The organism is Paenibacillus pasadenensis (genome assembly GCF_002864175.1).
In the GTDB taxonomy this organism is placed as follows: domain Bacteria; phylum Bacillota; class Bacilli; order Paenibacillales; family Paenibacillaceae; genus Paenibacillus_O; species Paenibacillus_O pasadenensis.
Map to the genome: position 1 here is coordinate 3104166 of NZ_NFEZ01000004.1, position 25102 is coordinate 3129267.

18 protein-coding genes are annotated in these 25102 nt (G+C 68.3%); 1 reads left to right on the plus strand and 17 read right to left on the minus strand.

All coding sequences use genetic code 11. The annotated features are described in order from the left end of the window. Window positions 1–25: 25 nt before the first annotated feature. From B8V81_RS23045 to B8V81_RS23125, 17 genes are all read right to left on the minus strand, one after another. Window positions 26–1234: a GerAB/ArcD/ProY family transporter gene (locus B8V81_RS23045; RefSeq protein ID WP_052332827.1), complete on the minus strand. Its 1209-nt coding sequence runs from the start codon at window positions 1232–1234 to the stop codon at window positions 26–28. Window positions 1235–1241: 7 nt separating this feature from the next. Further along, a complete protein-coding gene (locus B8V81_RS23050; RefSeq protein WP_052332828.1) occupies window positions 1242–2471 on the minus strand; it encodes a Ger(x)C family spore germination protein in 1230 nt (409 codons plus the stop codon). Further along, window positions 2468–4159, minus strand: coding sequence for a spore germination protein (locus B8V81_RS23055; protein WP_219623331.1), 1692 nt, complete (start codon window positions 4157–4159; stop codon window positions 2468–2470). The genes B8V81_RS23050 and B8V81_RS23055 overlap by 4 nt, the downstream gene beginning before the upstream one ends. A 702-nt stretch (window positions 4160–4861) precedes the next feature. Beyond that, window positions 4862–6910: an alpha-galactosidase gene (locus B8V81_RS23060; RefSeq protein ID WP_052332829.1), complete on the minus strand. Its 2049-nt coding sequence runs from the start codon at window positions 6908–6910 to the stop codon at window positions 4862–4864. Window positions 6911–7056: 146 nt separating this feature from the next. Beyond that, entirely contained in the window at window positions 7057–9456 is a 2400-nt protein-coding gene (locus B8V81_RS23065) for an MGH1-like glycoside hydrolase domain-containing protein (RefSeq protein WP_101809264.1), read from the minus strand. After that, window positions 9443–11764, minus strand: coding sequence for a class I SAM-dependent methyltransferase (locus B8V81_RS23070; RefSeq protein WP_101809265.1), 2322 nt, complete (start codon window positions 11762–11764; stop codon window positions 9443–9445). The genes B8V81_RS23065 and B8V81_RS23070 overlap by 14 nt, the downstream gene beginning before the upstream one ends. A gap of 8 nt (window positions 11765–11772) precedes the next feature. After that, entirely contained in the window at window positions 11773–12615 is an 843-nt protein-coding gene (locus B8V81_RS23075) for a carbohydrate ABC transporter permease (protein WP_052332831.1), read from the minus strand. A 6-nt stretch (window positions 12616–12621) separates the two neighbouring features. After that, complete coding sequence (locus B8V81_RS23080; RefSeq protein ID WP_101809266.1) at window positions 12622–13569, minus strand: carbohydrate ABC transporter permease; 948 nt, start codon at window positions 13567–13569, stop codon at window positions 12622–12624. A 105-nt stretch (window positions 13570–13674) separates the two neighbouring features. Beyond that, complete coding sequence (locus B8V81_RS23085) at window positions 13675–15027, minus strand: ABC transporter substrate-binding protein (protein ID WP_101809267.1); 1353 nt, start codon at window positions 15025–15027, stop codon at window positions 13675–13677. A 105-nt stretch (window positions 15028–15132) separates the two neighbouring features. Next, window positions 15133–17280: an amylo-alpha-1,6-glucosidase gene (locus B8V81_RS23090; protein ID WP_101809268.1), complete on the minus strand. Its 2148-nt coding sequence runs from the start codon at window positions 17278–17280 to the stop codon at window positions 15133–15135. Window positions 17281–17426: 146 nt separating this feature from the next. Next, window positions 17427–18446 carry a LacI family DNA-binding transcriptional regulator gene (locus B8V81_RS23095; protein ID WP_101809269.1) on the minus strand — a complete coding sequence of 340 codons (1020 nt, stop codon included), beginning with the start codon at window positions 18444–18446 and terminating at the stop codon, window positions 17427–17429. Between the two features lie 107 nt (window positions 18447–18553). Continuing rightward, on the minus strand, window positions 18554–19054 hold the full coding sequence (locus B8V81_RS23100) for a YhjD family protein (RefSeq protein ID WP_101809270.1): 501 nt from the start codon (window positions 19052–19054) through the stop codon (window positions 18554–18556). After that, a complete protein-coding gene (locus tag B8V81_RS23105) occupies window positions 19051–20304 on the minus strand; it encodes a DNA polymerase IV (RefSeq protein ID WP_101809271.1) in 1254 nt (417 codons plus the stop codon). The genes B8V81_RS23100 and B8V81_RS23105 overlap by 4 nt, the downstream gene beginning before the upstream one ends. Before the next feature lie 622 nt (window positions 20305–20926). Continuing rightward, a complete protein-coding gene (locus B8V81_RS23110) occupies window positions 20927–21055 on the minus strand; it encodes a hypothetical protein (RefSeq protein ID WP_101809272.1) in 129 nt (42 codons plus the stop codon). Then, window positions 21048–21857 (minus strand): GNAT family N-acetyltransferase, encoded by an 810-nt coding sequence (locus B8V81_RS26095; RefSeq protein ID WP_101809273.1) that lies wholly within the window; start codon window positions 21855–21857, stop codon window positions 21048–21050. Before B8V81_RS26095 ends, B8V81_RS23110 begins: the two co-directional genes overlap by 8 nt. 52 nt (window positions 21858–21909) lie before the next feature. Then, window positions 21910–22377 (minus strand): SRPBCC family protein, encoded by a 468-nt coding sequence (locus B8V81_RS23120; protein ID WP_101809274.1) that lies wholly within the window; start codon window positions 22375–22377, stop codon window positions 21910–21912. A gap of 35 nt (window positions 22378–22412) precedes the next feature. Continuing rightward, window positions 22413–23576: a DMT family transporter gene (locus tag B8V81_RS23125; protein WP_101809275.1), complete on the minus strand. Its 1164-nt coding sequence runs from the start codon at window positions 23574–23576 to the stop codon at window positions 22413–22415. 116 nt (window positions 23577–23692) lie between these two features. Here B8V81_RS23125 and pdxR point away from each other — a divergent pair, with 116 nt between their 5' ends. Next, on the plus strand, window positions 23693–25084 hold the full coding sequence (gene pdxR / locus B8V81_RS23130) for a MocR-like pyridoxine biosynthesis transcription factor PdxR (protein WP_028596871.1): 1392 nt from the start codon (window positions 23693–23695) through the stop codon (window positions 25082–25084). Window positions 25085–25102: the final 18 nt, after the last annotated feature.

Here is a 25102-nt window from a genome sequence, read left to right on the forward strand (position 1 = left end):
TTCGCTTGCGAACCAAGGACCGGGCTCAAGACGAGGATCGCGGCTCCCCGCCGCTTCGGCTTCCGCCCTTCGCTCCGTCCGCTCCGCCGGCCTTGCCTGCGCCGGTCTTGCCTGCGCCGGCTCGGCCTCCCTCCGCGCGCTGCCGCTCCGCCTTGCGCTTCACCCAGCCGATGCCCATGACGAGCATGAGCGCCGGGAGCAGCAGCTGGTAGATCGGCGTCAGCTTGAGCGACAGCTCCAGACCGAGCCACAGATGGAACGTGTTCGTCGGCTCCAGGAACGCCGCCCCGTAGATGATCGGTCCGATCATCAGGGCGCCGGCCGGCAGCGGCAAGCCGCAGGCGGAGCGCAGCAGCAGCGCGGACGCCAGATAGAGGGCCGAGATCTTGACGTACAGGCCGATGTAGAGCAGCAGCGTGACGAGGATGTCGAGCCGCTCGATGAAGCTGGCCAGCCGGATCAGCTCGACCGCCTCCAGCGTCGGCAGCGCCTTGATCGAGGCGATGGCCGGGCCGAGCACCATCATGATGACGGCGTTGACGGCGACCAGGAACAGAGCCACGACGGCGTAGGCGCCGTAGCTGGCCGCGCCCGCCCGCTTGCTGGCGGCGGCGTATTTCCAATAGACGAGCAGCACGATCGTCTGGCTGAACGGAAAGGCGAGCAGGTCGGGAAACGCCGTATCCAGCACCGGACCGAGGCCGTTCTCCAGCATCGGCCGCAGCCGGTCCGGCTCGATCCGCCCGGAGGCCAGCAGCAGCACGAGCAGCAGCACGTAGCTGCCCGCGAGCGCAGGCAGCAGAATCTGCGTGATCCGGAAAAACGTCTCGACCCCTTTGGTGACGGTATAAAACGCGATGCCCGTAATAAGCAGCATGACGCACCAGATCGGCGTTTCCGGCAGCAGCGTCATGCTCGTCAGCTCGCCGAAGTCGCGGACGTTCCGCATCGACTCGTAGGCGAGCAGCAAGCCCATCGCCAGCCCGAGCGCCGTGCCGATCGCCCGGCCGAAATGCAGCTTGAACAGCCCGGCGAGATCTTCCTCCGGAGCCCGGTTTTGCAGCGTCCGGTAGCCCCACAGCACGCCCAGGCCGGCGATCGCGGCGGCGCCGAGGGCGATCCACGAATCCTGCCTCGCGTCGATGCCGAGCTCGAACATCGGCGTGCTGCCGATGCAGAATAGGATCAGGAAGATCCCGATCTGCCCGGCGCTTATTCCTTCCGGCTTGCTCATGCCGCCCTCACTCCTTCCCGCGGCTGTCCTCGGCCGCCTGCTCATAGGAGCCGTTGCTCCGTCCGGTCCGGACGATCGATACGGCGACGTCCAGCTGGGTCTCGAGCTGCGGGAACAGCCTGTCGTTCCATTCCTGCTCGAGCGCCTTCCATTCCTTCGGATAGCGGAGCCTCAGCTCGTTGCCGAAGCCGGTCAGGTCCGTCCCCAGCCTCTGCGAGGCCTTGATGCCGTCCTCCATGTCCGACTTGAGCTCCTGCGCGATCCGCAGCTCCAGCTCCAGCAGGTCGGCGGGCTTGTCGAGCGCTCCCTTGCAGTTGTACTCGAGCAGCGTGCCGGCCGCCTCGGCCTTCACCCGCATGAGCCAGCCCCCGTCCGGCTTGCGCGTCGGAATCACCTGCGTCCGGACCTGCTTGAGGCGGATGCTGTTGCGCTTCAGCCTGGCGTCCGGACAGCCGAAGGAGACGGTCGTCTCCCGTTCCTTTCCCTTGACCCACATGAGGCCGCGCGTCTCATGCGTGGAGAGCCAGCCGACGAGCCGGTCCTCCTTGAAGACGCCGAGCTTCTGCAGCCTTACCTTGGCGCCGGTATGCGTCATCTTGGCCGCATCCACGGTGTCCACCGGCTCGTCCGATCCGCTCAGTCCGATGCCCGGCACGCCGGTCGTGCGGATCGGACTGAGCAGCTCCTGCGCGACGTCGAACACCGTCATCTGGCGGAAGTTGCCTCCCTGCTTCTCCTCCTGCGTGATGAGCCGGACGATGCCCGCCCCGGAAATCTTCTCCATCGGCAGCAGCTGCTCGAGAACCAAGCGCGCGCTGCCCTCCGTGACGAACATCATGACGGTCTCGCGCGAGTCGCCGTTGCGCATGTAAGCTTCGATCAGCTCGGCGATGCCCTTGCGGGCGGCCGCTTCGCCGACGATGACGACCTGGTTGTGGGCGAAATAAAGCCGCCGCGACATCTCCTGGGTCGCCTTGGACACCGCGCCCCGGAAGCTGTCGCCTTCGGTCGTGAACACATTGACCGGCGCATGGCCCGTGCCCACATACGAGCCCTGGGCCGAGATCGCGCTCGGGATGACGAGCTGATAGCTGAGCTTCCAGCGCCCGCTCTCCGTCACGTCTACCCCGGTCGCCGAGATGATGCCGAGCTCGTTGAGCTCCTGCCGGTCCCAGCAGCCCGCCGCGCCGAGCGGGAGCAGCGCGAGCAGCAGCGCGAGCGCCGCGAGCCGCCTCATGGCTTGCCGCCGGCCTGCCGCTTGCGGCTTCCTTTGCGGGCCAGCGCGGGACGCAGCGTCATGCTCCAGCGCGGCATGCGCAGGATCGTATCCCGCCAGCTTCCTTTGACCCAGGGCGCCATCGGCGCGAGGTACGGAATCCCGAACGAATGCAGCCCCGCCAAGTGGATGATGAGGATAAGGTCCAGGGAGATGATGCCGACGAACCCGAGCACGCCCGCGCTCAGCATGAACAGGAAGCGCATCAGGCGGGCGGCGTTCGCGATGTTGACCTGCGGCGCGACGAAGCTCGAGATCGCCGTGAAGGCGACGATGATGACCATCGCGGCGGAGACGAGCCCCGCCTGCACGGTCGCCGTGCCGATGACGAGCGCGCCGACGATCGAGATCGCCGGTCCGATCGCCCTCGGCATGCGCACGCCCGCCTCGCGCAGCACCTCGAACGTCAGCTCCATCAGCAGCGCCTCCACGAGCGCCGGGAACGGAACGCCCTCCCTCTGGGCGGACAGGCTGATGAGCAGATTGGTCGGCATCATTTCCTGATGGAAGGTCGTGATCGCAATGTACAGCGCCGGCAGGTGCAGGGAAATCAGAAAGGCGCCCATGCGTATGAGGCGCAGGAAGCTGGCGATGTCGAAGCGCTGGTAATAGTCCTCCGGCGACTGGAAGAAGCGGTACAGCGTGACCGGCGCGAGCAGCGCGAACGGGCTTCCGTCGGAGAGGATCGCCACATGGCCCTCCAGCAGGTAGGCGGCCGTCTGGTCCGGCCGCTCCGTATTGAGCAGCGTCGGAAAAAACGTGAACGTCTTGTCCTGGATATACTCCTCGAGGTAGCCGCTGTCGATGACGCCGTCGACGTCGATCGCCGCCAGCCGGCGCCGCGCCTCCTCGACCAGCTCCGGACGGGCCGTGTCCTTGAGGTAGACGAGCGCCACCTCCGTGCAGGTCTGGCGGCCGATGCGCCGCGACTCCACGATCAGCCGCTCCGAGCGGATGATGCGGCGCAGCTGGCCGAGATTCGTGCCGATCGACTCCGTGAAGCCCTGCTGCGGCCCGCGGATGACCGTCTGCGAGATCGGCTCCCCGACCGGGCGCCGCTCTCCCCCGTCGGCGTCGGCGGCGAGCGCCGTGCCGCTGCCGTCGATCAGGATGAGGCAGCAGCCGAGCAGCAGCGAGTCGAGCGCCTTCTCGATCGTCGCCACCGGCTCGGTCAGGCCGGCGGTGATGACGCCCGCGCGCAGTCGCTCCGTCGCCTCGGCCAGCCCGCCGCGGTCTGCGCGGCGGCCTTCCTCCGCGGGCGGAGGCGCCGACTGCAGCTTGTCGAGGATGCTCTCGCGGATGCCGTTCTCGTCCACGATGCCCTGCAGGTAGAGCACGGCGAGGCGGACGCCCGGAAAAGCCGGCGATTCCGTCATCCGCAGCCGCAGATCGGCGGAATCGCCGAATTGGCGGCGAATCGCCTGCGCGTTCGCCGCCAGCGACGCGCTGAGCGGCGTCGCGCTTTTGCGCCGTCCAGGCGAAGGGGCCGCCTTCAGCGGCCCCCCCGACCGCTTCTCCGCTCCGCCGCCGCTCCGGTCCGCGGCGCTTGTATCGCCGGCGCCGCTCCGCGCGCCGCCGCTTCCCGCTCCGGTTCCGTCCGACGCTCCCGGACCGGATCCGGCCGTCTTGTTTCCGCCGCCGCTTTCCATCTCTTGTCCCTCCTTTGCCAAGTCGTCCTTATTTTGGGCCAGGAACAGGAAAATTATGTCCGCTCCATGCTGCGGCTCGCTCCTCGCTTTTTCGAACGTTTCCGGGGAACTATGGAGGACGCGCGCTGCGCTGGCTTCGCGCGGTTTTTCCGCGCGCAGGGCGCCCCAGCGACTCCTCCAGTGGTACATTTACCATTGACGCGCGCTTTCTCCGCCCCAGCGGCTCCTCCAGTGGTACATTTACCGTTGATGCGCGCTTTTTCCACCCCAAGCGCTCCGCCTCGTCTAACCGAATGGACGGCGAGACGGACTCTGGGGCCGCTTGCAGAAGTCCTTTGACGAAAAACTCGGGCTGCAGACTCCCTGGCACGCGATGCCAAGGCTGCAGCCCGAAAAACGGGGCAAGGCCTCCCCTGTTCGTTCCATCCCCTAACCCGCCTGCGAAGATAGGACCGCTTTAACGCCAAAAAACCTTGCCGCCGCTCGAGGCGAAGGCAAGGCCAGACGGGACGACTGCAACGATTGCAACGGCTGGACCGATTGGAACGGCTGGAACCCGGACTGCGGCTCCCGGCGACCGCCGGCTGGACGCCTCCAGCGGCGGGCGGACACCAGCTGGACGGCTCAGCGGCGAGCGGACGCTAACCGACGTCTCCACCGGCAGGCGACCGCCAGCCGGACATCTCCAGCGGCGAGCGGCCGCTAGCCGGACGCCTCCGGCTGCTCCGGCGGCAGCAGCCGCAGCCGGTACAGCGCCGACTGCTCCTCCGCCCAGCCGTCGAACGCCAGCCCGTCCTGCAGCAGCGACGCTCCGGACCGCAGGAGCGGCTCCGACGTCCCTCCGAGCTCCCGCAGCTCGTAGGCTCCGTCCGGCCGCAAGCCCCGGAGCCGGACGACTCGGCTCGCCTCGCCGCCTTCCAGGCGGAAGACGGCCAGCAGATGCTCCTCGCCGAGCGCGTACTGGAACGCCGCCCAGCGGCTGCCTCGTCCATCGCGCAGCGGCTGCGCCGTCAGCCGGTACAGATCCGCTTCGCGCACGAAGCGGCTGACCTGCTCGCGGTAATCGCGGACATGGACGGCCAACCTTTCCGCCAGCCGCCGCGGAAGCTCGGGCAGCTTTTGCGAGACGCCGAACGCGCCGAGCATGCCAATGCGCGTATAGTAGTCGAAGCGGACTTCCGACAGCGTCGGATCCTGCGGATCGAAGCGCTGCTTGGCGAAGTCGCCGAGCCAGTGCGAATAGCTCCAATGCAGCGCGCGCTCGGGCGCGAGGAACGTGCTGGCGCCCCAGAACACCTGCAAGCTGTGCTCCGGCCAGTCGGGATCGCTGAGAAACGACAGATGCGTGACGCGGGCCATGCCGAGATCGAGCCGCAGCCCGCCCGAGGAGCAGTTTTCCAGCAGCACCTCCGGATGGACGGCGCGCAGCCGCTCCAGCACCTCGTACAGGCCGCGCACATGCTCGAACAGCCCGTCTCCCTCGCCATGCCCGTGATCGGTACGGTCGCAGCCCCCGAGCGGATCGACGTTGAAATCGAGCTTCACCCATTCGCAGCCGCTCTCGCGGATGAGGCGGTCTAGCTCGGCGAACGCCCACTCGCGCGCTTGCGGATTGCCGAGGCAGACGTAGCCGAGCGGCTCGCCCTCGCGCCGCGCCGGGAAGTCCGGCCTGCGCCCCGCGAGCTCCGCGTGCCGGCCCAGCCCTTCGATCTCGCACCACAGGCCGAAGCGCATCCCGAGCCGCCGAGCCTCGTCCGCGCACTCCCGCACTCCACCCGGAAACCGCATGCGGTTGACCTTGTCCCAATCGCCGCGCTGCTCGTGCCAGCCGCCTTCCGCATCCTCGCTTCCGAACCAGCCCGCGTCGAGCGTGCAGACGCCGAAGCCGAGCTCCGCCGCGGCCGCCGCGTTCGCCTTGAACGTCGCGGCGTCGATCTGCGTGTCTTCGTAGCTCCACCAATGGTTCCACTCGGCGGGCAGCTCGCGGCTCACCGCGTTGTCCGGGTACCAGTGGCGGCGTCCGACCCGCGCCAGCGGCAGCGAGAGCGCATGCCAGTCTCCCCCTTCCCCGGCGACGACCGCGACGGACGGCGTCCGCATCGACTCGCCCGGCTGAAGCGTCTTGAAAAACGCCCACTCGTTCAATCCGGCTCCGGCGTCGATGCCGCTCGGCGTCCGCCGGCAGGAGGCCGACCAGTTGCCGGACCAGATCGGCGACAGATGCACCAGGCGGCCGTCCGAGCGCTCCAGCGTCAGCCAGGGATGCATGCCCTTCGACGAGCGTCCCCAGCGCGTCTGCGCGATAAACTCGACATCCAGCTTTTCCGAGCGCGGCTCGAATTCCGCTCCCCAGTCGCTGTCAAACGCATGGACGATGTACTCGCCATCCTCCAGCCTCAGCCGCATCGGCTCGATCCGCTCGATCCGGAGCGGCTGATCGCCGGCGTTGCGGATGTCCAGCCAGCGCTCCGCCACCGCTTCGCCCTCATAAAATACCGTATGGCAAACGATATCGAGGCCCGCCCCGGCAAGCCGGGCCGACTCCCGCCAGCGACCCTCCTCCTGCCGCGTCTCCGTGCCGAGAGGCTGCAGCAGGGGAGACAGGCCGGTCAGCTCGGCTCCCCCGGCCGTCAGGCGAAACCCCTCTCCCGCGTCGCTCTCTGCGCCGAACAGGCCGATGCCCGTACCGAGCCGATGCGCGCTTCGCGACAGCAGCCGGCCCGGCTCGCTGTCTGCTCCTCTTGCCTTCATCCTCCGCTTCCTCCTTCCGGTTCGCTCGCTTCGATTGGTTCGACCGCCGTCCGGCCCTGTCCAGGCCTATCCAGCCTATCCGGACCTGTCAAAGCCAAATCCAGTCCTATCCGGCCCTACCCGGCCCTAACCGGACCGGCCCGGGCTCAAGCGCCGCCCGTTGCCGACCGGCGGATCCGCCGCACCGTGAGCGGCGTGCCGCCCCGGGCTTCCAGCCGCAGCTCGCCGTCGGCGCGGCCGACGATGCGGCAGTCCGCCCCGGCGGCCTCGACCTCCTCCCGCTCGCCGCAAGGCAAGGAGAGCTGCATCGTCCAGTCCGGAGCGCTCAGCTCGATGCGGTATTCGTCACCGTCCTCCCCGAGCCGGATGGCCATCGCCAGCTCGATGCCGTCCTGCTCGCCGCCGAGCAGGAGCCGGTCCAGCGAAGCCTCCTTCCAGGCTTCGGGCAGACGGGGCCTCAGCTCGACCCGCCGCTCATGGGCGCGCGGCGTCACGCCGAAGAACTGGCGCACGAGCGGGTAGTGCAGGCCGTAGCCCGTCCAAGCCTGGACGAAGCAGCCGTAGTCCGGCGACATCTCGCTGATCGAGCCCGGCAGACGCCGGCCCAGCGTGCCGGCGATCTTGCCCATGTTGCGCAGCGCCTCGTCCATCCGGCCGTAGCGCGCCTCCGCCACCGCCTGCACGGCGGTCGAGATCGTCATCATCTGCGTGCGGTACATGCCCGACAGATACATGCCGTCCGGGCCGGCGAACTCCTCGCCCGCCAGCCGGTCCAGCGCCCGCAGCGCCTTCTCCCGCGGAGCGAGCCCCGCCTCGAGAGGGGTGTTGACGACCCAGTTCTTGAACAGCCAGGCGCGCCGCTCGTCCGCGGGCGCCTCCTCGATCGACGCCAGCAGCCGCTCGAGCTCGCGCGCGGCCGCCGGCGCCTCCATCGCGTCGGCGCGGGCGACATGCACGGGCAGCCGCTCGCGCACCTCGCCGACCGACGCGACGGCATCGGCGTACAGCCCTTCCTCCTCGAGCCACAGCTCCTCGTCGATCTGCCGCTCCAGCCGATCCGCCAGCCGCCTCCAGCGCCGCGCCTCCTCGCCGTCGCCGACAAGCTCCGCCATCTCCGCGCCGTCCTTCAGCGCCTTCCAGGCGTAGACCGCCGTATCGACGAGCCGCACGTTCAAGCCTTCGATCTCGATGATGCCGTAGCCGAGAGGCAGCAGGTCGTCCGTCTCCTCCTTGCCGGCGAACAGCCATTCCAGCCCGTCCCGGACGGCCGGATAAGAGCGCTGCAAATACGCCCGGTCGCCGGTCCAGCAGAAGACTTCCCAGACGCAGGAGATGAAATGCGGCGTTTCCTGCGCATTGCCCGGATGGGCCGCGACGCCGAGCGTCGTCAGCTCGTGCAGGATGCGCCCGTTGCCGTTCGCCTTGGCGGAGGCTTCGCGGATCAGCTCCGATGTCTCGATCGCGAGCGACTGGCGGCCGATCGTCAGCAGCGCCGGCAAGGCGTAGCTATTGTCGCAGCCGAACCACCACGGATACTCCGGTATGCCCGCCGCCAGTCCGCGGCCGACGCCGGGAACGTCGACATGCAGCCACTCGGCATGGACCTTCGCCCAGTCGAACGCCTCGACCAGCCGCTCGTCGGGCAGCTCGACCGTCGTGCGCCCCGCGTACTCCTCGTAGCGAAGCCGCTTCTGGCCGCGCAGCTCGGCATGCCGCTCGCGGATCGTGCGGAACGAGGCGAGCGCCTCCTCCTCGGAGACGGACGAGCCCGCCACGAAATAGCGCAGCCGCGCCGTCCCGCCAGCGGCAAGCTCGATCCGCCGCTTCACATGCCCCGCCGCTCCCGGTCCGGCGGTGCGCGGCGCGTCCGGACCGTAGTCCCCGACCGCCGCCTCCGCCTCATCCGTCTCCGCGCCGAATACGACGGTCCACGGATGCGCCGTGTCGCGAGCCGCGATGCCGATGCCGGGAACCGCCGCCGCCACATCCGGGGCGTCCTCGACGCCGGCCTGCTCGCTGAACCAAACGGGACGCAGGTCGGAGCGCGCCTGGAACACGACGTCCAGCTCCCGGCTCCGGCCGCTGCGATCTCGCAGCTCGAGCTCTACGGCCAGTCCCGCCAGCCCGTCGGGGCAAAACTGCGAGCGGACAGCCTCCAGCTCCAGCGCCGGCAGCGTGTAGACATGCTCGTTGAAATAAGCGTAGTTGCGGAACTGCTCCGCCTTTTGCAGCCATTCGCCGCCGGCCGATCCGCCAGCGTCAGCTTCGGCCACATGCACCCAGAAGCCGTCCAGCAGCTTGATCGGATGCGCCCACAGCCCGCCCATCTCGTCCGGAATATGATGGCCGAAATCGGGAAAGCCGCCGTCCTGCGCGCCGATCAGCATGCTGCGCGTTCCGGCCGCGACGAACAGATCGAGCGGCTCTCCCTCGCGATTGCGGCGGCTCGCCTGCAGCCCGCGCAGCCGCTCCGCTCCCGCGGTCCGTTCCGCTCCTGCGGTCCGCTCCGCTCCCGCGAACGGCTCGTTGTCTCTATCGGTTAACATGGGCCCCTCCCCTTTCCTTGGCTTTCAACGCTTCCCCGCGCCCGAAGCGCGCGGCGGGAAGCAGCAGCAAGTAGCATAGGCATGCGGCCGCCAGCGTCCAGCGCAAGCCCGCCGTCAGCGCCAGCGCGGCGCCGAGCCAGGAGCCCCACAGCCCCGCGATGCCGGAGACGGCGAACAGCAGCGGCGAGCTGCCCGGCCGGCGCCGCTCGGCGACGGCCAATCGCTGCGGCAGCGGCACGCCGGCCAGCAGGCCGATCGCCGCGCCCGCCAGCCCGAGCGCCCCGAGCCGGGCCGCGGACGGCAGCGCCGTCAGGCTGCCGCCCCACAGCGCCTCGGCGGCGGTCAGCGCGGCGATCAGCAGCGCCGCCCCGATCGCCGCCGCCGATTCCGGCAGGCGGCGTCCGGCGAGCCGGCTGCCGAGGCTGCCCCCGGCCAGCATCGCCGCCAGCACGATCGCGGCCGCCAGCGCCGGACTGCCGGCATATTTGAGCGCCTTTTGGATCAGCGCCGCCTGCAGCAGCATATAGCCGGCTCCGGCCAGCACGGCGACGAGCAGGCTCGCCTGATCCGCCCGCGCTCCGGACGGACCGGCCGCCCGGGACAGCGCGCGCTCGCGCCTCCAGATCCAGACGCCGAGCAGCGCGGTGAGCAGCGCGACGGCCGCCAGCCACGTCCGCAGCGATGCCGGCAGTCCCGGCGTCAGCAAGTAGAAGAACGGCCGGTCGTCGACCGTCGGATAGACGTTGTAGTCCGAGTCGGCGACAAACCGATCGAACGGCATGGCGCCGTCGATGAGCGGCTTCAGCAGCTGCTCGCTGCTCCCCGGCAGGAACAGCGTCTGCAGCTTCAGCGCCTGCGCTCCCGCGAGCAGCGTATCGAGCTGCTTCTGCTGCAGCGGCTGCCGCTGCAGCACCGTCAGCGCCAGCCCCGGCGATTTCGATTCGGGCGAGGCGAGCAGCAGCGCGGCGTGGCGCACCGCCTCCGCCGGCTTCGCTCCGGTCAGCTCCATATGCGCCGCAAGCGCCGTATAAAAGGCGCGGACGCCCTCGATGCCTTGATGCGAGACGACGATCAGGCGGCCGTTTTCGTTCAGCTTCTGCATATAGGCTTGAAACGCTTCTCGCGTGAACGCGTAATTCTCGCTCAGCGCGTGCCCGTTCGTCCCTCCGACCTGGGAATAGACCAGATCGAGCGCGATCAGGTCGAAGCCGCCGTCCGAGCGCTCCAGCACGCTGCGCCCGTCGCCGACGACGACCTCGACTCCGGGCTCGGCCAGCAGGGCGCGGCCGAACTGCTCGTCCTCGCGCATCGCCTGGACGAGCGAGCCGCTCATCTCGACCGCGGTCACCGACTTCGCGCCGGCGAGCAGCGCGTACAGGATGTCGCGCCCGCCGCCGGAGCCGACGATCGCCGTCTTGCCGGCCGGACCGGCGGCGAACGGCAGGAACTCGATGTCGCCGGCCAGCGAGGCGACCGAGCGCAGGTTCCCGTCGTAGCGGTACATGTAGCTGCCCGCTCCGCCGTCGACGAATACCGTCTTGCGGTCCGCTTCCGCGCCGCCGACGACGTCGGCGCGCGCGAACGCGTCCCAGTAGGAGCGCTCCAGCTCCGCTCCCGGCTGCCGCAGCGCGGCGACGATCGTTTTGTCCGGAGCGGCCCCCGACAGTCCCGCGAAGTTGATCTGCCACAGGCCGGGCCCGCCTGCCGCGGCGACCAGCGGCACGGCCGCGAGCAGCAGCGCCGCCGTCCAGCGGCGCAGCGCCGGCCGGCGCTCCGGCCTGCCGCCGGGCAGCAGCAGCGCCGCGGCGAATGCCGGCGCGGCCAGCGCGAACAGCGCCGCCAGCCCGCCCAGCAGCTGCAGCAAGCCGTAGGCGGCGGCGACGCCGAGCGCGGCGCCGAGCAGGTCGGCCGCATACAGGCGGCGAGGCTCGGCTCCGGACGACAGCGCCTTGCCCATGCACCAGCCGAACAGCACGAACGGCACGGACGCCGCCAGCGCATAAAGCGGCAGCTGGCCGACATAGGGGTAGCGGGCAAGCGCGAAGCTCAGCAGCGCCGCGTAGAGGCCGGTCGCGAGCGCCGCTCCCGCGGCGGACGAGCCGGGCCGCTCCGGCAGCGCCCGCGCCGCGTAGCCGCCGATGCCGATGCCCAGCACCGCGAGCGAGACGACGAGCGAGACGTAGTGATATTGCAGCAGCACGCCGAATACGCGGGTGAGCGCGATTTCCAGCCCGAGCGCCGACGCCGACAGGCAGCCGATGCCGAGCATCCAGCGCAGAGAGGCAGGGCGGGCGTTCGCGGGAGCCACGATCGATCTCATCCTTTCATGCCGGTCAGCGTGATGCTTTCGACGAAGTATTTCTGTCCGATGAAATAAAACACGAGCGAAGGCAGCATCGTGACGACCGAGGCGGCCATCAGGAAGTTCCACTGCACGTCGTTCTGGCTCTTGAAGAAGTTGATGCCGAGCGAGAGCGTATACAGGTCCGGCTTGCTCAAATACAAAATCGGCTGCATGAAATCTTTCCAGGAATCGTTGAACTGGAAAATCGCGATCGTCACGATGGCCGGAACGGTCAGAGGGAGGATGATCCGCAGCAGGATGCCGAACGTGGACGCGCCGTCGATCTTGGCCGCTTCCTCGAGGTCGGCAGGGATGGAGAGGAAAAACTGCCTAAGCAGAAAGATGAAGTAGGCCTTGCCGAAAAACAGCGGCACGATGAGCGGATAAAACGTGTTGATCCAGCCGAACTCGCTGAACAGATAGAACTTCGGAATCATCGTGACCGTGTCCGGCAGCATCATCGTCGCCAGCGTCAGCAGGAACAGCGCGTTGCGTCCGCGCGCGCGGAAGCGGGCGAAGCCGTACGAGACGACGATGCAGGAGACGACGGCGCCGACGATCGACAGCGACGTGATGAGAAGCGTGTTGTTGAACCAGGTGCCGAACGGCAGCGAGGTGAACGTCGTTTTGTAGTTGCTCCAGCGGATCGGATCCGGCACCCACTTCGGCGGCCAGGCGAACACCTGGTACGATTCCTTGAGCGAGGTGGACAGCATCCAGGCGAACGGCACGAGCATGACGAGGGAGCCGAGCGCCAGCAGGAAATAGACGGGCGCTTGCCGCAGCAGCGCGCGGATGGGATTCGTTTTGGCCATGGCGGCTCAGCTCCTTTCTCCTTCGTAATAGACCCAGGCGGCGGATGAGCGGACGACGAGCGCCGTCAGGCCGAGGATCAGCACGAACAGCACCCAGGCAAGCGCGGAGGCGTAGCCCATGCGGAAGTTCTGGAAGGCGTGGTCGAACAGGTAGAAGTTGAAGAACAGCGTCGAGTTCATCGGTCCGCCCTTGGTCATGACGTACGCTTCGCCGAACGCCTGCATCGCCCCGATGATGCCCATGACGAGGTTGAAAAAGATCGTCGGCGTCAGCATCGGCACGGTGACGCGCCAAAACTTCTGCAGCGGTCCGGCGCCGTCCAGCTCCGCCGCCTCGTACAGCGTCGACGGAATGCCCTTGAGCCCGGCCAGCCAGATGATGACGCTGCCGCCGACCGACGACCAAAGGCTCATGATGACCATCGACGGCAGCGCCCAGTCGGGGTCGAAGATCCAGCCCGGGCCTTCGATGCCGAACGCGCCGAGCACCATGTTGATGAGTCCGATCTGCGGGTTGAAGATCCACATCCACAGCACCATGACCGAGACGCCGCTGACGACCGACGGCAGGTAGAAGATCGTGCGGAACAGGCGCATGCCGCGTACCGCCTGGTTGAGCAGCAGCGACAGCAGCAGCGAGAAGACGAGGCCGAGCGGCACCGAGAACAGCGCGTACAGCGTCGTCACCTTGAGCGACTGCCAGAACAGCGGATCGCCGGTGAACGCCTGGGTGTAGTTGCGGAGGCCGACGAACTCGGCCGGCGTCAGCATGTCCCAGCGGGTCAGGCTGATGCCGAGCGAGACCGCCATCGGCACGGCGAAAAAGACGGCGAGGCCGATCAGCCAAGGCCCGGTCAACGCGTAGAACGCCAGCTCCTCCTTGCGCTCCGCGCGCGTCAGCCGCCGCTTCGTACGCTTGCCGCTCCCAGCTTCGCTTGCGGGTTGCGTTTTCATGGACAGACACCTTCTTTCCTAGGCTGCGACCGGTAGACCGCCCATTGGCGGGTCTGCCGGAGAGAAATGCGGCGGGAAGCCGCTTCGAGGCTTCCCGCCGGATCGTTACTGCTGCTGCGCCGTCGCCAGATCGGCGGTCGCCTGCTTGGCCGCGGCGTCCAGCTCGCTCTTGATGTCGAGCGGCTTGCCGAGCATCATTTTGTCGAGCACCGTCTGCATCGCCTTGCCTCCCGAAGCGCTGAAGTGCTCGCTCGTCTTTTCCGGGAATTCCTTGATGTTCGGGATGTCGTCGAGGAACGGCTTCAGATGCTCGTTGGACGACTGGCCGAGCTTCTCGGTCGTCGACTTGACGGCGGTGAACGCGTACTGAGCCATGATCTCCTGGCCTTGCGGGCCGGTCAGGTACTTCAGGTAGTCCCAGGCCGCATCTTTGTTCGCCGACTTGGAATAGAGGCCGTAGCCGGAGTAGCAGATCGTGTTCGCCGCTCCCGCAGGTCCGGCCGGCATTTGCGCGACGCCGAAGTCGAGCTCCGGATTTTTCTCGTATTCCGCGACCGGCCAGCGTCCCGTCACCGTCATCGCGACCTTGCCGGCGGCGAACAGGTCGACGCCCTGGAAGGCGGCCGAATCGGTGCTGGAAGGCGTGATCTTATCCTTCTGGTACATGTCCTGGTACAGCTCGAGCGCCTTGACGGTGCCGTCGCTGTTCATATAGCCGTCGTACGACTTGCCGTCGGGGCTGATGACGCTGCCGCCGTAGCTGTGGATCAGCGGCAGGATCGCGCGCAGCCACGTGCCGGGCAGATTGGCCCCCCACTGCGTCGTCTTTTCGCCCTTTTTGACGGTCAGCTGCTTCGCCGTCGCATAAAAGTCGTCCCACGTCCAGCCCGCCTGCGGATAAGCGACGCCCGCCTCGTCGAACAGCTTCTTGTTGTAGTAGACCGCGATGTCGGAATAGTCCTTCGGCAGCGTGTAGTACTGGTCGCCGAGCTTGCCGACGTCGAGCACGCTTTCAAAATAGTCCTGCAGATCGATGCCCGAGGAGCCGCCGATATACGGCGTCAGATCCTCCAGCGCGCCTTTTTGCATGAACATCTTCACGTCGCCGTCGCCGACCTGGAACACGTCGGGCGCCTGGCCGGCGGCTACTTGCGTCAGCAGCTTCGTGCCGTATTGGTCCGGCACCGACTCGATGGCGATTTTGACGTTCGGGTGCTCCTTCATATAGTTGTCTGCGATCTGCTGCTGCTGCTTCAAGCCGTCGCCGCCATCCCAGGTGCCGATGCGAAGCGTTACGTTCTCGGCCTTCGGCGCGGCCGAGCCGTTCTCGGAAGCGCTTGCACTTGGCGCCGGAGTCGATGCTCCCGTGTCTCCGATGCTGTTGCCTCCGCTGCAGCCGGACAAAGCGACCGTAGCGGCCAATCCGAGCGCGGTGAATGCTGTTCCCCTTTTTCTCATGCCCAAAACACTCCTTTTTTGGATGGTGTCGGTATGTGTTTCAAAGGCTGCCGCCGCCCAGGGCGGCGGAGCCTGAAAAACCTTCGGTTAAACGGTCCGCGGAGCTCAGACCGGGGCCGCGGCCGCCGCCTCGCAGCGGACGGCGAGCCCGGTCGTGTTGGCGGTGACGACGGCGCGGAAGCCGTCCCTCTCGCGGCGCACCTCCACGTCGAGCCGTCCTTTGCCGATGCGGATTCCTTTCGCCTCCAGCCGGTCCATGCCGTCCGGCAGCGACGGAGACAGCGCCACGACGCCGTCCGCGCAGTCGGGGCGAAGGCCCAGCATCGCCGTCAGCATGACGAGCGGCGTGCCCGCCGCCCACGCCTGCGGCGAGCAGGCGACCGGATAGCGCACCGGCTTGCCGGCGTCGCGGCCGTAGCCGCAAAACAGCTCCGGCAGCCGCGCGCCTTCGAAATGGGCGGCAGAGGCGAGCAGCCCCTCGACGACGGTCGCGGCTTCTGCCGCGAAGCCTTGCTCGGCCAAGCCGAGCAGGCACATGGAATTGTCATGGGGCCAGACGCTGCCGTCGTGATAGCTCATCGGATTGTAGCCGGTCTGCCCGGCGGCCATCGTGCGGATGCCGTAGCCGCTGAACAAATCCGGCGCGACGAGCCGCCGTGCGACGGCCGCCGCCCGCTCCGGCGCGAACAGTCCGGATGACAGCGCATGGCCCGGGTTCGAGGTGACCGACCGCACCGGACGCCCGTCGCGGTCGAGCGCGATCGCGTAGTACGACTCGTCCTCGAGCCAGAATGCCGCCTCGAACCGCTGCCGCAGCGCCTCCGCCTCCGCCTCCAGCCGCCGGGCCCATTCGTCCCATCCGTCGCCCGGTTCCTCGCTCAGTCCGGCGAACTGCCGGGCGAGCTGCGACTTGGCGCGGTAGACGTAGCCCTGCACCTCGACGAGGGCGATCGGCGTCGCCGCGTACTCTCCCTCGCGGTGCACGATCGAATCGGCGGAGTCCTTCCAGCCTTGATTGGCGATGCCCTTGGCCGACTCGCTGTGATAGGAGACGAAGCCTCCGTAGCGGGCGGCGTTGTCGTCGACCCATTGCAGCGCCCGCTCCAGATGCGGCTTCAGCTCGCGCAGCGCCTCGGCCTCGCCGGTCCAGCGGACGTATTCGGCAGCCAGCAGCAGGAACAGCGGCGTCGCGTCGACCGTGCCGTAATACGGAGAGAACGGCACCTGATCGGTGGCGGCCAGCTCTCCGCGCCGCAGCTCGTGCATGATCTTGCCGGGCTGCTCGTCGCGCCAGGCGTCGTGGCGGTCGCCTTGCCAGCGGGCCATCATGCGCAGCGTCGCCAGCGCCGTTTCCGGACGGATCGGCAGCAGCTGCAGCGCCGTGATGAGGCTGTCGCGGCCGAACAGCACGGCGTACCACGGCAAGCCGGCGACCGGGAAGCGGCCGAGCCCCTCGTCGTTCAGCAGCACGCGCAGATCCATCAGCCCCCGCTCGTAGAGCGCGTCGAGCAGCGGACGGTCGCTGCGGACGGAGCAGCTGCCGTCCCTCCAGTCGGCGTACTCCGCCTCCAGCCGAGCCAGCGCCTCGGCCGGCCGCAGCGGCGACGGCTCGATCCCCGCCAGCGAAGGCAGCAGCCGCAGCGACAGCTCGGCGCTCGCTCCCGGAGCGAGCGACACCGGCCGGCGCAGGACGCCGTCCGCGCCGGCGACGGCCGCCGCGTCGTCCCAGACGACGCGCAGCGCCCGGGCGATGCCGTCGGAGCCGTCATAGGCGAAGCGCAGCTCGCCGGGAGCGGCCTGCGGCGGATGCGCGACGCCGAGCTTGCCGCCCATGAAGCCGCGCACGACGAACATGTCGGTGAAGTCGGCCTCGAAGCGGATCGCCAGCTCGAAGTCCAGCGGCTGCGGGCTGAAATTCGTCATCCGCACGGTCTCATACAGCACGTCGCCGTAAATGAAGCGCTCTCGCCGCAGCTCCACCGACTCGCGCCACAAGATCAGCTTGCCGTCCTCCTCCATATGCGGATTCGTCAGCACGACCGTCGCCGCGTAGTTCTGATCCGCCTCCGAGGCGAGCACGATCGGCCTGCGTCCGTTGACGAGCAGCTCCATCCGGCTCAAGAAGCGGGTATCGCTCCGGTACAGGCCGTATCCGGTCAGCTGCTCCTCGCCCGCCGTCTGCTCGGGCGTGACGTCGCCCGCCAGATTCGTCAGGAGGAACAGATCGTTTTCTTTCAGGACCCGGTAGTTCATGTTCATTCTCCTTCGTCGGCGCATCGCTCGGGATGATGCCGCCATTCATTCTAGGAGCGCTCGTACCGCTCCAGCTTTATCCAAAACGTTTCGGATTTGATGGAAACGAAACCGCCTCGCACAGGCGGCATCTCCTTTTGAAGCCGTTATTCCTTGCAAGGCGCCGTGCTTTTGCGGACGATCAGCTCGGAATGAAGAACGATCTTGCGGCCGACCTCCCGCTGCTCCAGCATGTCGATCAGCAGCTGCGCCGACTGGTAGCCCATCTCGTAGCGGTCCTGGCGGATCGTCGTCAGCGGCGGCGAGCAATGCGCGGCGATGGCGATGTCGTCGTAGCCGACGATCGACATCTGCTCCGGCGCCTTGCGTCCCATCCGCTCGAGCGCCCGCAGCGCCCCGAGCACCATCAGGTCGCTCGCCGAGAAGACGGCGGTGACGTCCTTGCGGTTGTAGCCGATCTCGTACATTGCCTCGAAGCCGCCCTCCTCGCGGAAGCCGCCGTTGTAGACGAGCTGCGGATCGAACGGAATGCCGGCCCCTTCCAGCGCCCGCCGGTATCCCTCCAGCCGATCCCGGCTGACCGCCGCCTCGTCATGCCCGTTGATCATCGCGATGCGCCGGTGCCCCAGCCCGATCAGATGGCCGACCGCCGCAGCCGCTCCCTTCACGTTGTCGGTCGTCACATGGCCGACCTCGCGGCTTTCCAGCGGGATGTCGATCAGCACGCACGGGAAGTCGGTATCGTGCACGACCTCCTCCAGGTACGGATCATGCAGCCGCAGCCCCGACAGGATCGCGCCGTCGACGTTGCGCTCCTTGCACAGGTCGGCGTAGGACTTGGACTGCTGCTTCTTGGAGCTGGTGCTGAACAGCAGGATGTCGTAGTCCAGCTCCGTCGCCCGGTCGTTGATGCCGCACAGCGTCTCGAATGCGAGCGAGTCCTTCGCGCCCTCGCGGTTGATCTCGGACAGGATGACGCCGATCGTGCGCGTCTTTTTCGTCACCAGGCTGCGGGCTACGGCATTGGGCCGATAGCTCAGCTTCTCCGCGATCGCCTGGATTTTCTGCCTCGTCTTTTCGTTCACGTCGTAATAGCCGTTGAGCGCCCGGGATACGGTCGTGACGGATACGCCTGCCGCCTTCGCGATGTCTTTGATCGTTGTCAAACGTACCCCCCTCATCTTTCCAAAACGTTTCGGAAACCTGTGAGCTCATTATAGGCGGAGATGTAAGCCTTTGCAACCCTTTTTTTTCCCGCCGCAAGCAGCCCCGATCACGGGGCTCCCTCCGTCCCTCGCTTTTTCTTGCCGTCATCCTTCATCCGCTCGGCCAGCTCCGCCGCATACCGGGTCAGACGCCAGCTGATCTCCGAGCGCATCACCTCGCGGGTCATGCCGAAGTGCTCCTCGTAGCCCCGGCAGTAGTAGCGATGATGGACGATCGAGGACGACTGCTCCTCCGCGACGATGCGGATGTTGCGGGCCTTCAGCTCGCGGCGCAGCGCGTACTGGTCCTGCATGATCCGGTTCAGCACGAGCTGGCCGGCGGTGCCGTACAGCCGCCGCAGCATGTTGCCGGAATGCTCGAGCTCGGCGAGGCTCTTCTCGACCATGACGGCCATATGGGGAAGGAGGATGGAGTCGCGGATCATGACGCGCTCCTCCGCCGTCGTCACCTTGGCCTCCGCTCCCGCCTGGCCCCGGTCGTACTGCTCCACATGCTCGGTCAGCAGCATCTTGGACTTCCAGCGCTCGTTGCCGTCCAGCTTGCTCATCGGTAATGTCCCCCAATCTGTTCGGCGCGCTCGCGCGCCACTCCCGCTTCCAGCAGCGACGACGCCCGCATGATGGCGTCCGCTCCGAATCGTTCCTTGATGCGGTCGATCGTCTGCTCCTTGCGATAAGCCCGGTCCCGGTCCTCGAACAGCGTCAGCTGCATGACGCCGTCGTCCGTCAGTCCCGAGACGGTCACGCTCAGCCGCCCGACCGGCAGGCCGCTCCAGTGGCGCGCGAACAGCTCGCGCGCAGCCGCGGCGACCTCATGCGTCAGCGACGTCGGCTGCCCCAGCGTCAGCTGGCGGCTGAAGCCGCCCGTCCGCTCGCCGTCGGTCTCCGTCGCGGACACCGCGACGACCGTTCCCATGCAGCCGTGCCGCCGCATGCGCTGGCACACCTCGACGACGAGCTCGAGCAGCACGACCTCGATATCCGCCAGGCAGCGGTACATCCGCCAGCGCAGCGCCTTGCCGTGGCCGACGGACTTCAGCTGGTGGCGGATGCCGGAGACGACCGGGCTCGGGTCGATGCCGCGCGCCGTCTGCCAGTAGTAGCCGGCCTGGATGTCGCTCTGCCGCCCCATCTCGAGCCGCATGCGCCGCTTGAACTCCGGGAACTCCAGCCGCGCAATGTCGCCAATCGTCGTCAGCCCCATCCGGTTGAAGTGCCGGGTCATCCGCGAGGCGACCATGAACATTTGATGCACCGGTAGCGTCCACAGCGTCGCGTCCAGCGTCTGGGGCCTCAGCTCGAACACGCCCTCCGGACTCTTCTTGGCGTAATTGTCGGCGGCCATCTTGGCCAGAATCTTCGTCGGGCCGATCCCGATCCGGGACTTGATGCCCGTCGACAGCAGGATATGGTTCTGGATGTCGCGCGCCGTCCGCCTCGGCCCGCCGTAGTAGGCCGCGGAGCCCGTGACGTCGAGGAACTGCTCGTCGATGCTGTAGGGCTCGACCTGATCCGTGTACCGTTTGAAAATCTGCGTGATGAACAGCGACACCTCGATGTAGCGCTGCATCCGCGGCCGGATGACGACCAGCTCCGGACAAAGCGCCAGCGCCTCTCCGACCCGCGAGGCCGTCGTCACGCCGCGCGCCTTGGCGAGCGGGCACGCCGCCAGCACGATGCCGCTCCTCCGCGACGGATCGCCGACGGCGACCGGCTGGTCGCGATATTCGGGATGCGCCGCCTTTTCCGCCGAGGCATAGAACGACTGGCAGTCCGCCAGCAGGATCGCTCTCTCCACCGGGCATACCTCCTGCTCTCTAGGGATCGGGCCTGCGAAGAGCCGGCCGCGAGCCCTGTTGCTCGTTGATCGAATATATGTTCGCTTTTCGTTCTAAACGTATTATATACCGAATGTATGTTCCCTATGCAAGAGGGAAAATAAGGAAGCGCAAGCAGCCCGCAAGCCTCTGCAGAGGCTTGCGGGCTGAAAGGGCGGCGGGCGAAGAGCGGACGGCGGACGAGAGCGGGAAGCGGGCCGGGCGCTGCGAGCGAAGGCGGACACGGCGAGCGGACGGGCACGGGCCGCGGACGGCGAACGAGAGCGGGAAGCGGGATAGCGAGCCGGGCGCGGGTGAGCGAAGGCGGACAAGGCGAGCGGACAGGCACGGGCCGCGGACGGCGAGCGGCGAGGCGCTATCGGCTCCACGAGGGAGCCGAATGTTCCTTGATTCGACGATCTCCGGCGCTTCGGCTCCACGAGGGAGCCGAAGGTTCCTTGATTCGACGTTATCCGGCGCTGCGGCTCCATGAGGGAGCTGAATGTTCCTTGATTCGACGTCACCCGGCGCTTCGGCTCCACGAGGGAGCCGAAGGTTCCTTGGCTCGCGCCAGCGCTTTGAATAAACGCCCTAACCCGCCGATCATGAATCCTTAGCCGCTTCAACCGCATGCTTCAACAATATAGAACTGGCGACAGGTCCTGTTCTGCCTGGAACCGGCGTTATTGCACTTGGCAGGTCCAAGCAGCCCTCGTAGTCGACATCATGCAAATTTGATGTCCGCGATCACGCCCGCCGGCTGGAAGCCGAGGCGGCGGTAGACGCGGTTGGAGTCGGGATAGGCGCAGTCGGCATAGAGCATCGGCACGAGCCCTTGGCCGGCGATGCGGCCGGCAACGCCGGCGACGAGCGCGCTCCCGTAGCCTTTGCGCCTGCGGTCCGGGGGCGTGTACACGGCGTTGATGCGCCCGTGCCGCGGCGAGGCGCCGCCGTAGCCCGCCATCGCGGACGGCTCGCCGCCGTCTTCCCACAGGTAGAGCTTGGCCGCGCGGATGAGCGTGTCGGCCGTGGCCAGCTGGCCAGCGGCGTCAGCCAGCTCGCCGTACACGTCGCGGACCATGCCGGCGAGGAATTCCGCCGCGAGCTCGCGCTCGTCCGACCCGAACAGGCGCATCCGTCCGGAGACGCCGGTCGGCGGAAGGAGGGCCGGCGCCGCGTAGGCTTCCATGACCATGCCGACCCGCGTTCCCCTCCCCGTGCGCGCCCCGTGCCGCGCCGCGAAGCTTGGCGCCGCGTCCGGCGAGCCGGATACGCCTGGCAGCAGCTCGTCCGCCAGCGCTTCATCCAGCTCGCCCAGCAGGCGCTCCCGCTCCGGCGGCTCGAGCTCCGGAGACAGCCAAAGCCAGCCGTTGCGGCCTGGAGACTGGGCGAACACGAGCCGTCCGTCGCCCGAGCGCAGCCGCCTCGATTCCGGCGCCGCGCTGATGGTGTGGATCAGATTGAAAGCCGTCTCTTCCCGCACGAACGCTTTCTGCTCCAGCGTGCCGTCTCCCGGCAGAAACGATTGCAGCATGGCCGATCCCCTCCTTTCATGTCTGGCTCCGTCGCGGGAGCCAGGCGGGCCGTCAGCCCGATTCGCCGTCTCCGGCCCGCCCGTCCTCCAGGGCGTCGCGGAGCGCGCCAAGCGCCTGCTCCCAGCGCCGCTTCATGAGCTCCCGCTCGGCGGGACCGGCCAGCCGCTCCTGATGGAAGCTCACCGCCGTCCGGCCCTCGCCGGAGGGCAGCAAGCGGATCTGCAGCGTCGCAGGCTCGTCCCATTCCGGCAGCCGCCAGCGGAGCCGCAGCTGGCGGCCGGGCTTCACGACGACGAAGCGGCTCTCGATGCCTTCCGAAGAGACAAGCTCGCTTCCCGGCTCCAGCTCCCGAGGCCGCGCGTCTCCGAGCCACAGCGCGAGGCCTGCCTCTGTCCCCGTCAGATGCCGCCAGATGCGCTCGGCGGAAGCGCCGAGCGTGCGGCGCACGCCGATCTGCCAGCCCGCATCCGCCGTGAGGCCGACCGGCCGTCCCTCGGCCTGATCTGCATTCCGATCCATCTCTTCCCCTCCTAAAATCGGACGTTTTTTCCAGCTTACCTCGTTCGCCGGCGGCTGTAAATGCTCCCCTCCGCTGGATCCCCGCTTCCAGCCGGGAAGGATCGGAAGCGCTGCCCGACGCGCGCCTCGGCCGAAGCGCTGCCCGCGCCTCGACTTCGCTTGCCGGCAGAGCCGGGGGAGCGGCCGATCAGCGCCATGCCGAGCATGACGAGCAGGCCGCCGCTCCACTGCGTCCAGCCGGCATGCTCGCCGAGCACGAGCACTGACAGCAGCAGCGCGCTGAACGGCATCATGCCGGAGCAGGCCGCCGCCGTCGACGCCGGGCAGCGCCGGATGCCGGCGTACCACAGGCCGAACGCCGCCGCCGTCACGACCGGGCCGTACCAGAGAAGCGCCAGCCACTCGGTCGCGCCGAGCGCGGCGAATGCTCCGAGCGGCCGCTCGAAGGCGGCGAGCGGCAGGCTGAGCAGCAGCGCCATGCCGGCGACGAGCGCCGTCTGCAGCGCCGGACGGAGCGGCGCCTCCGCGCCCTCGGCCGGTTGCGCCGCCGCCCCGGACGGCTCGCCCGCGGCTCCGCTCCCGCTCGCCGCCTGACCGCCCGCCGCCGGCAAGGCCGCCTCCGAGCCTCCCGCCGCACGCCCCCCGGCCCGGCCGGCCGCCGTCCAGCGCGACAGCACGCTGAACAGCGCTTCGCTACCGGCAGCTCCGAGCACCCACAGATTGCCGGCCAGATGCGCCGCCGTCAGCGCGCCTCCGCCGGCCGATGCCGCTCCCTGGATGAGCATGACGCCGAGCACGGTCGCCAGCACGCCGCCCAGCCGCGCCGGACCGCTGCGCTCGCGCAGCAGCAGCCAGGCGATTCCGACGGTCAGCGCGGGCGTCGCGCCGATCATGATGCCCGCCTCCGCGGAACTCGTCCGCTCCAGGCCCAGCTGCAGGCAGACGCGGAACAGCACGATGCCGAACGCCGCCTGTCCGGCCAGCTGCAGCCATTGTCCTCGCGACAGGCGGCGCAGCGAGGCGATCGCGCTGCGTCCGAGCGCGGGCAGCAGGCAGAGCAGCGACAGCAGCAGGCTCGCCGCCGTCAGCGTGAACGGCTGCAGATGCCTGCCGAGCAGCGCCGCCGCGATGACGGAGCTGCCGGCCAGGCTGAACGAGGCGAGCAGCAGCAGCATGCCTGTTCTCGATGATCGATCCATGCGCTTCCCCTCCTTTTTCTGCCATCTTAGTCCAGAAGCTGGTATGATGAAAGAGCCAGTCGGGCCCGGCATCGGCCGGACCAGTGACAAGAGAACGGAATGGGGGCATGAGGGCGATGTGGGGAATCCGCCTGGACCGGGACGGCGACATGCCGATGAAGCGCCAGCTGTTCGCCGCGCTGCGGGAGCGGATCTGGTCGGGAGCGCTCGCCGCCGGCGAGGAGCTGCCGTCGACGCGGCGGCTCGCGGAGGCGCTCGGCGTCTCGCGCAATACGGTGAACGAGGCGTTCGAGATGCTGCTCGCGGAAGGCTACGCAGTCAGCCGTCAGGGGGCGCCGACGCGGATCGCCGACGGCGTGCGGCTGGACCCTCGGTCCGCGTCAGCGCCGCGTCCGCCCGCCCCTCCGCCCGCGCGGCTGCTGGCGGACTTCCGCACGGGGCAGCCGGACCTGCGGACGTTCCCCCGCTACTTGTGGCAGCAGCTCGCCGCCAAGGCGATGCGCGACATGCCGGAGCCGTGGCTCGGCTATACGGGCCCGCAAGGGCTGCCGCGGCTGCGCGAGGAGATCGCCGCCTGGCTGCTGCGCAGCAAGGGGCTGCAGGCCGATCCTTCCGACCTGTTCATCACGGCGGGAGCGACGCACGCGCTGCATCTGGCCGCCGACCTGCTGTACGAGCCGGGGCTCGATCTCATCACCGAGGATCCGTGCCATGCGGAGATGATCCGCGTCTTTCTGGAAAAGGGCTACGCCGCCAAGCGCATCCCCGTGGACGAGCACGGCATGGTCACGTCGCGGCTCGGAGGGCGCCCGGGCAGCCCGATCTACGTGACGCCGTCCCACCAGTTCCCGCTCGGCGGCATCCTGCCTGCCGCGCGGCGGGCGGAGCTGCTGCGCTTCGCGCGCGAGAGCGGCAGCTACATCCTCGAGGACGACTACGACAGCGAGTTCCGCTACTACGGCGATCCGGCGACACCGCTGGCCGCGATGGACGCGGAGCGGGTCGTCTACATCGGCACGTTCAGCAAGGCGCTCTTCCCCGCCCTGCGCATCGGCTACGCGATCGTGCCGCGCGCGCTCCAGAGCCGCTGGACGTACGCCCGCCTGCATGTCGACGTCCAGAACCCGGCGTTCGACCAGGCGGTGCTGGCCGAATTCCTCGCCGCCCGCAAGCTCGACCGCCACGTCGCCCGCATGCGCCGCCTGTACCGCGAGCGCCGGCAGGCGCTGCTGGAGGCGCTGTCCGAGCAGTTCGGGGACCGCTGGCGCTGCTGGGGCGACGCGGCGGGGCTGCATCTCGCCGTCGAATTCCCCGGACGCCGCTTCGGCGAGACGTTCCGCGAGCTCGCGCTGCTGCGCGGCATCCGCATCGTCCCGCTGGAGCAGCATTGCCTCCAGAAAGGCCGGCACGAGAGCAAGCTGCTGTTCGGCTACGGCCATCTCGAGCCGGAGGAGATCACCGCGGGGATGCGAGCGCTGAAGGCGCTGCTGGACGAAGCCGGAAGCTGATCCGCACCGCCATGCCCT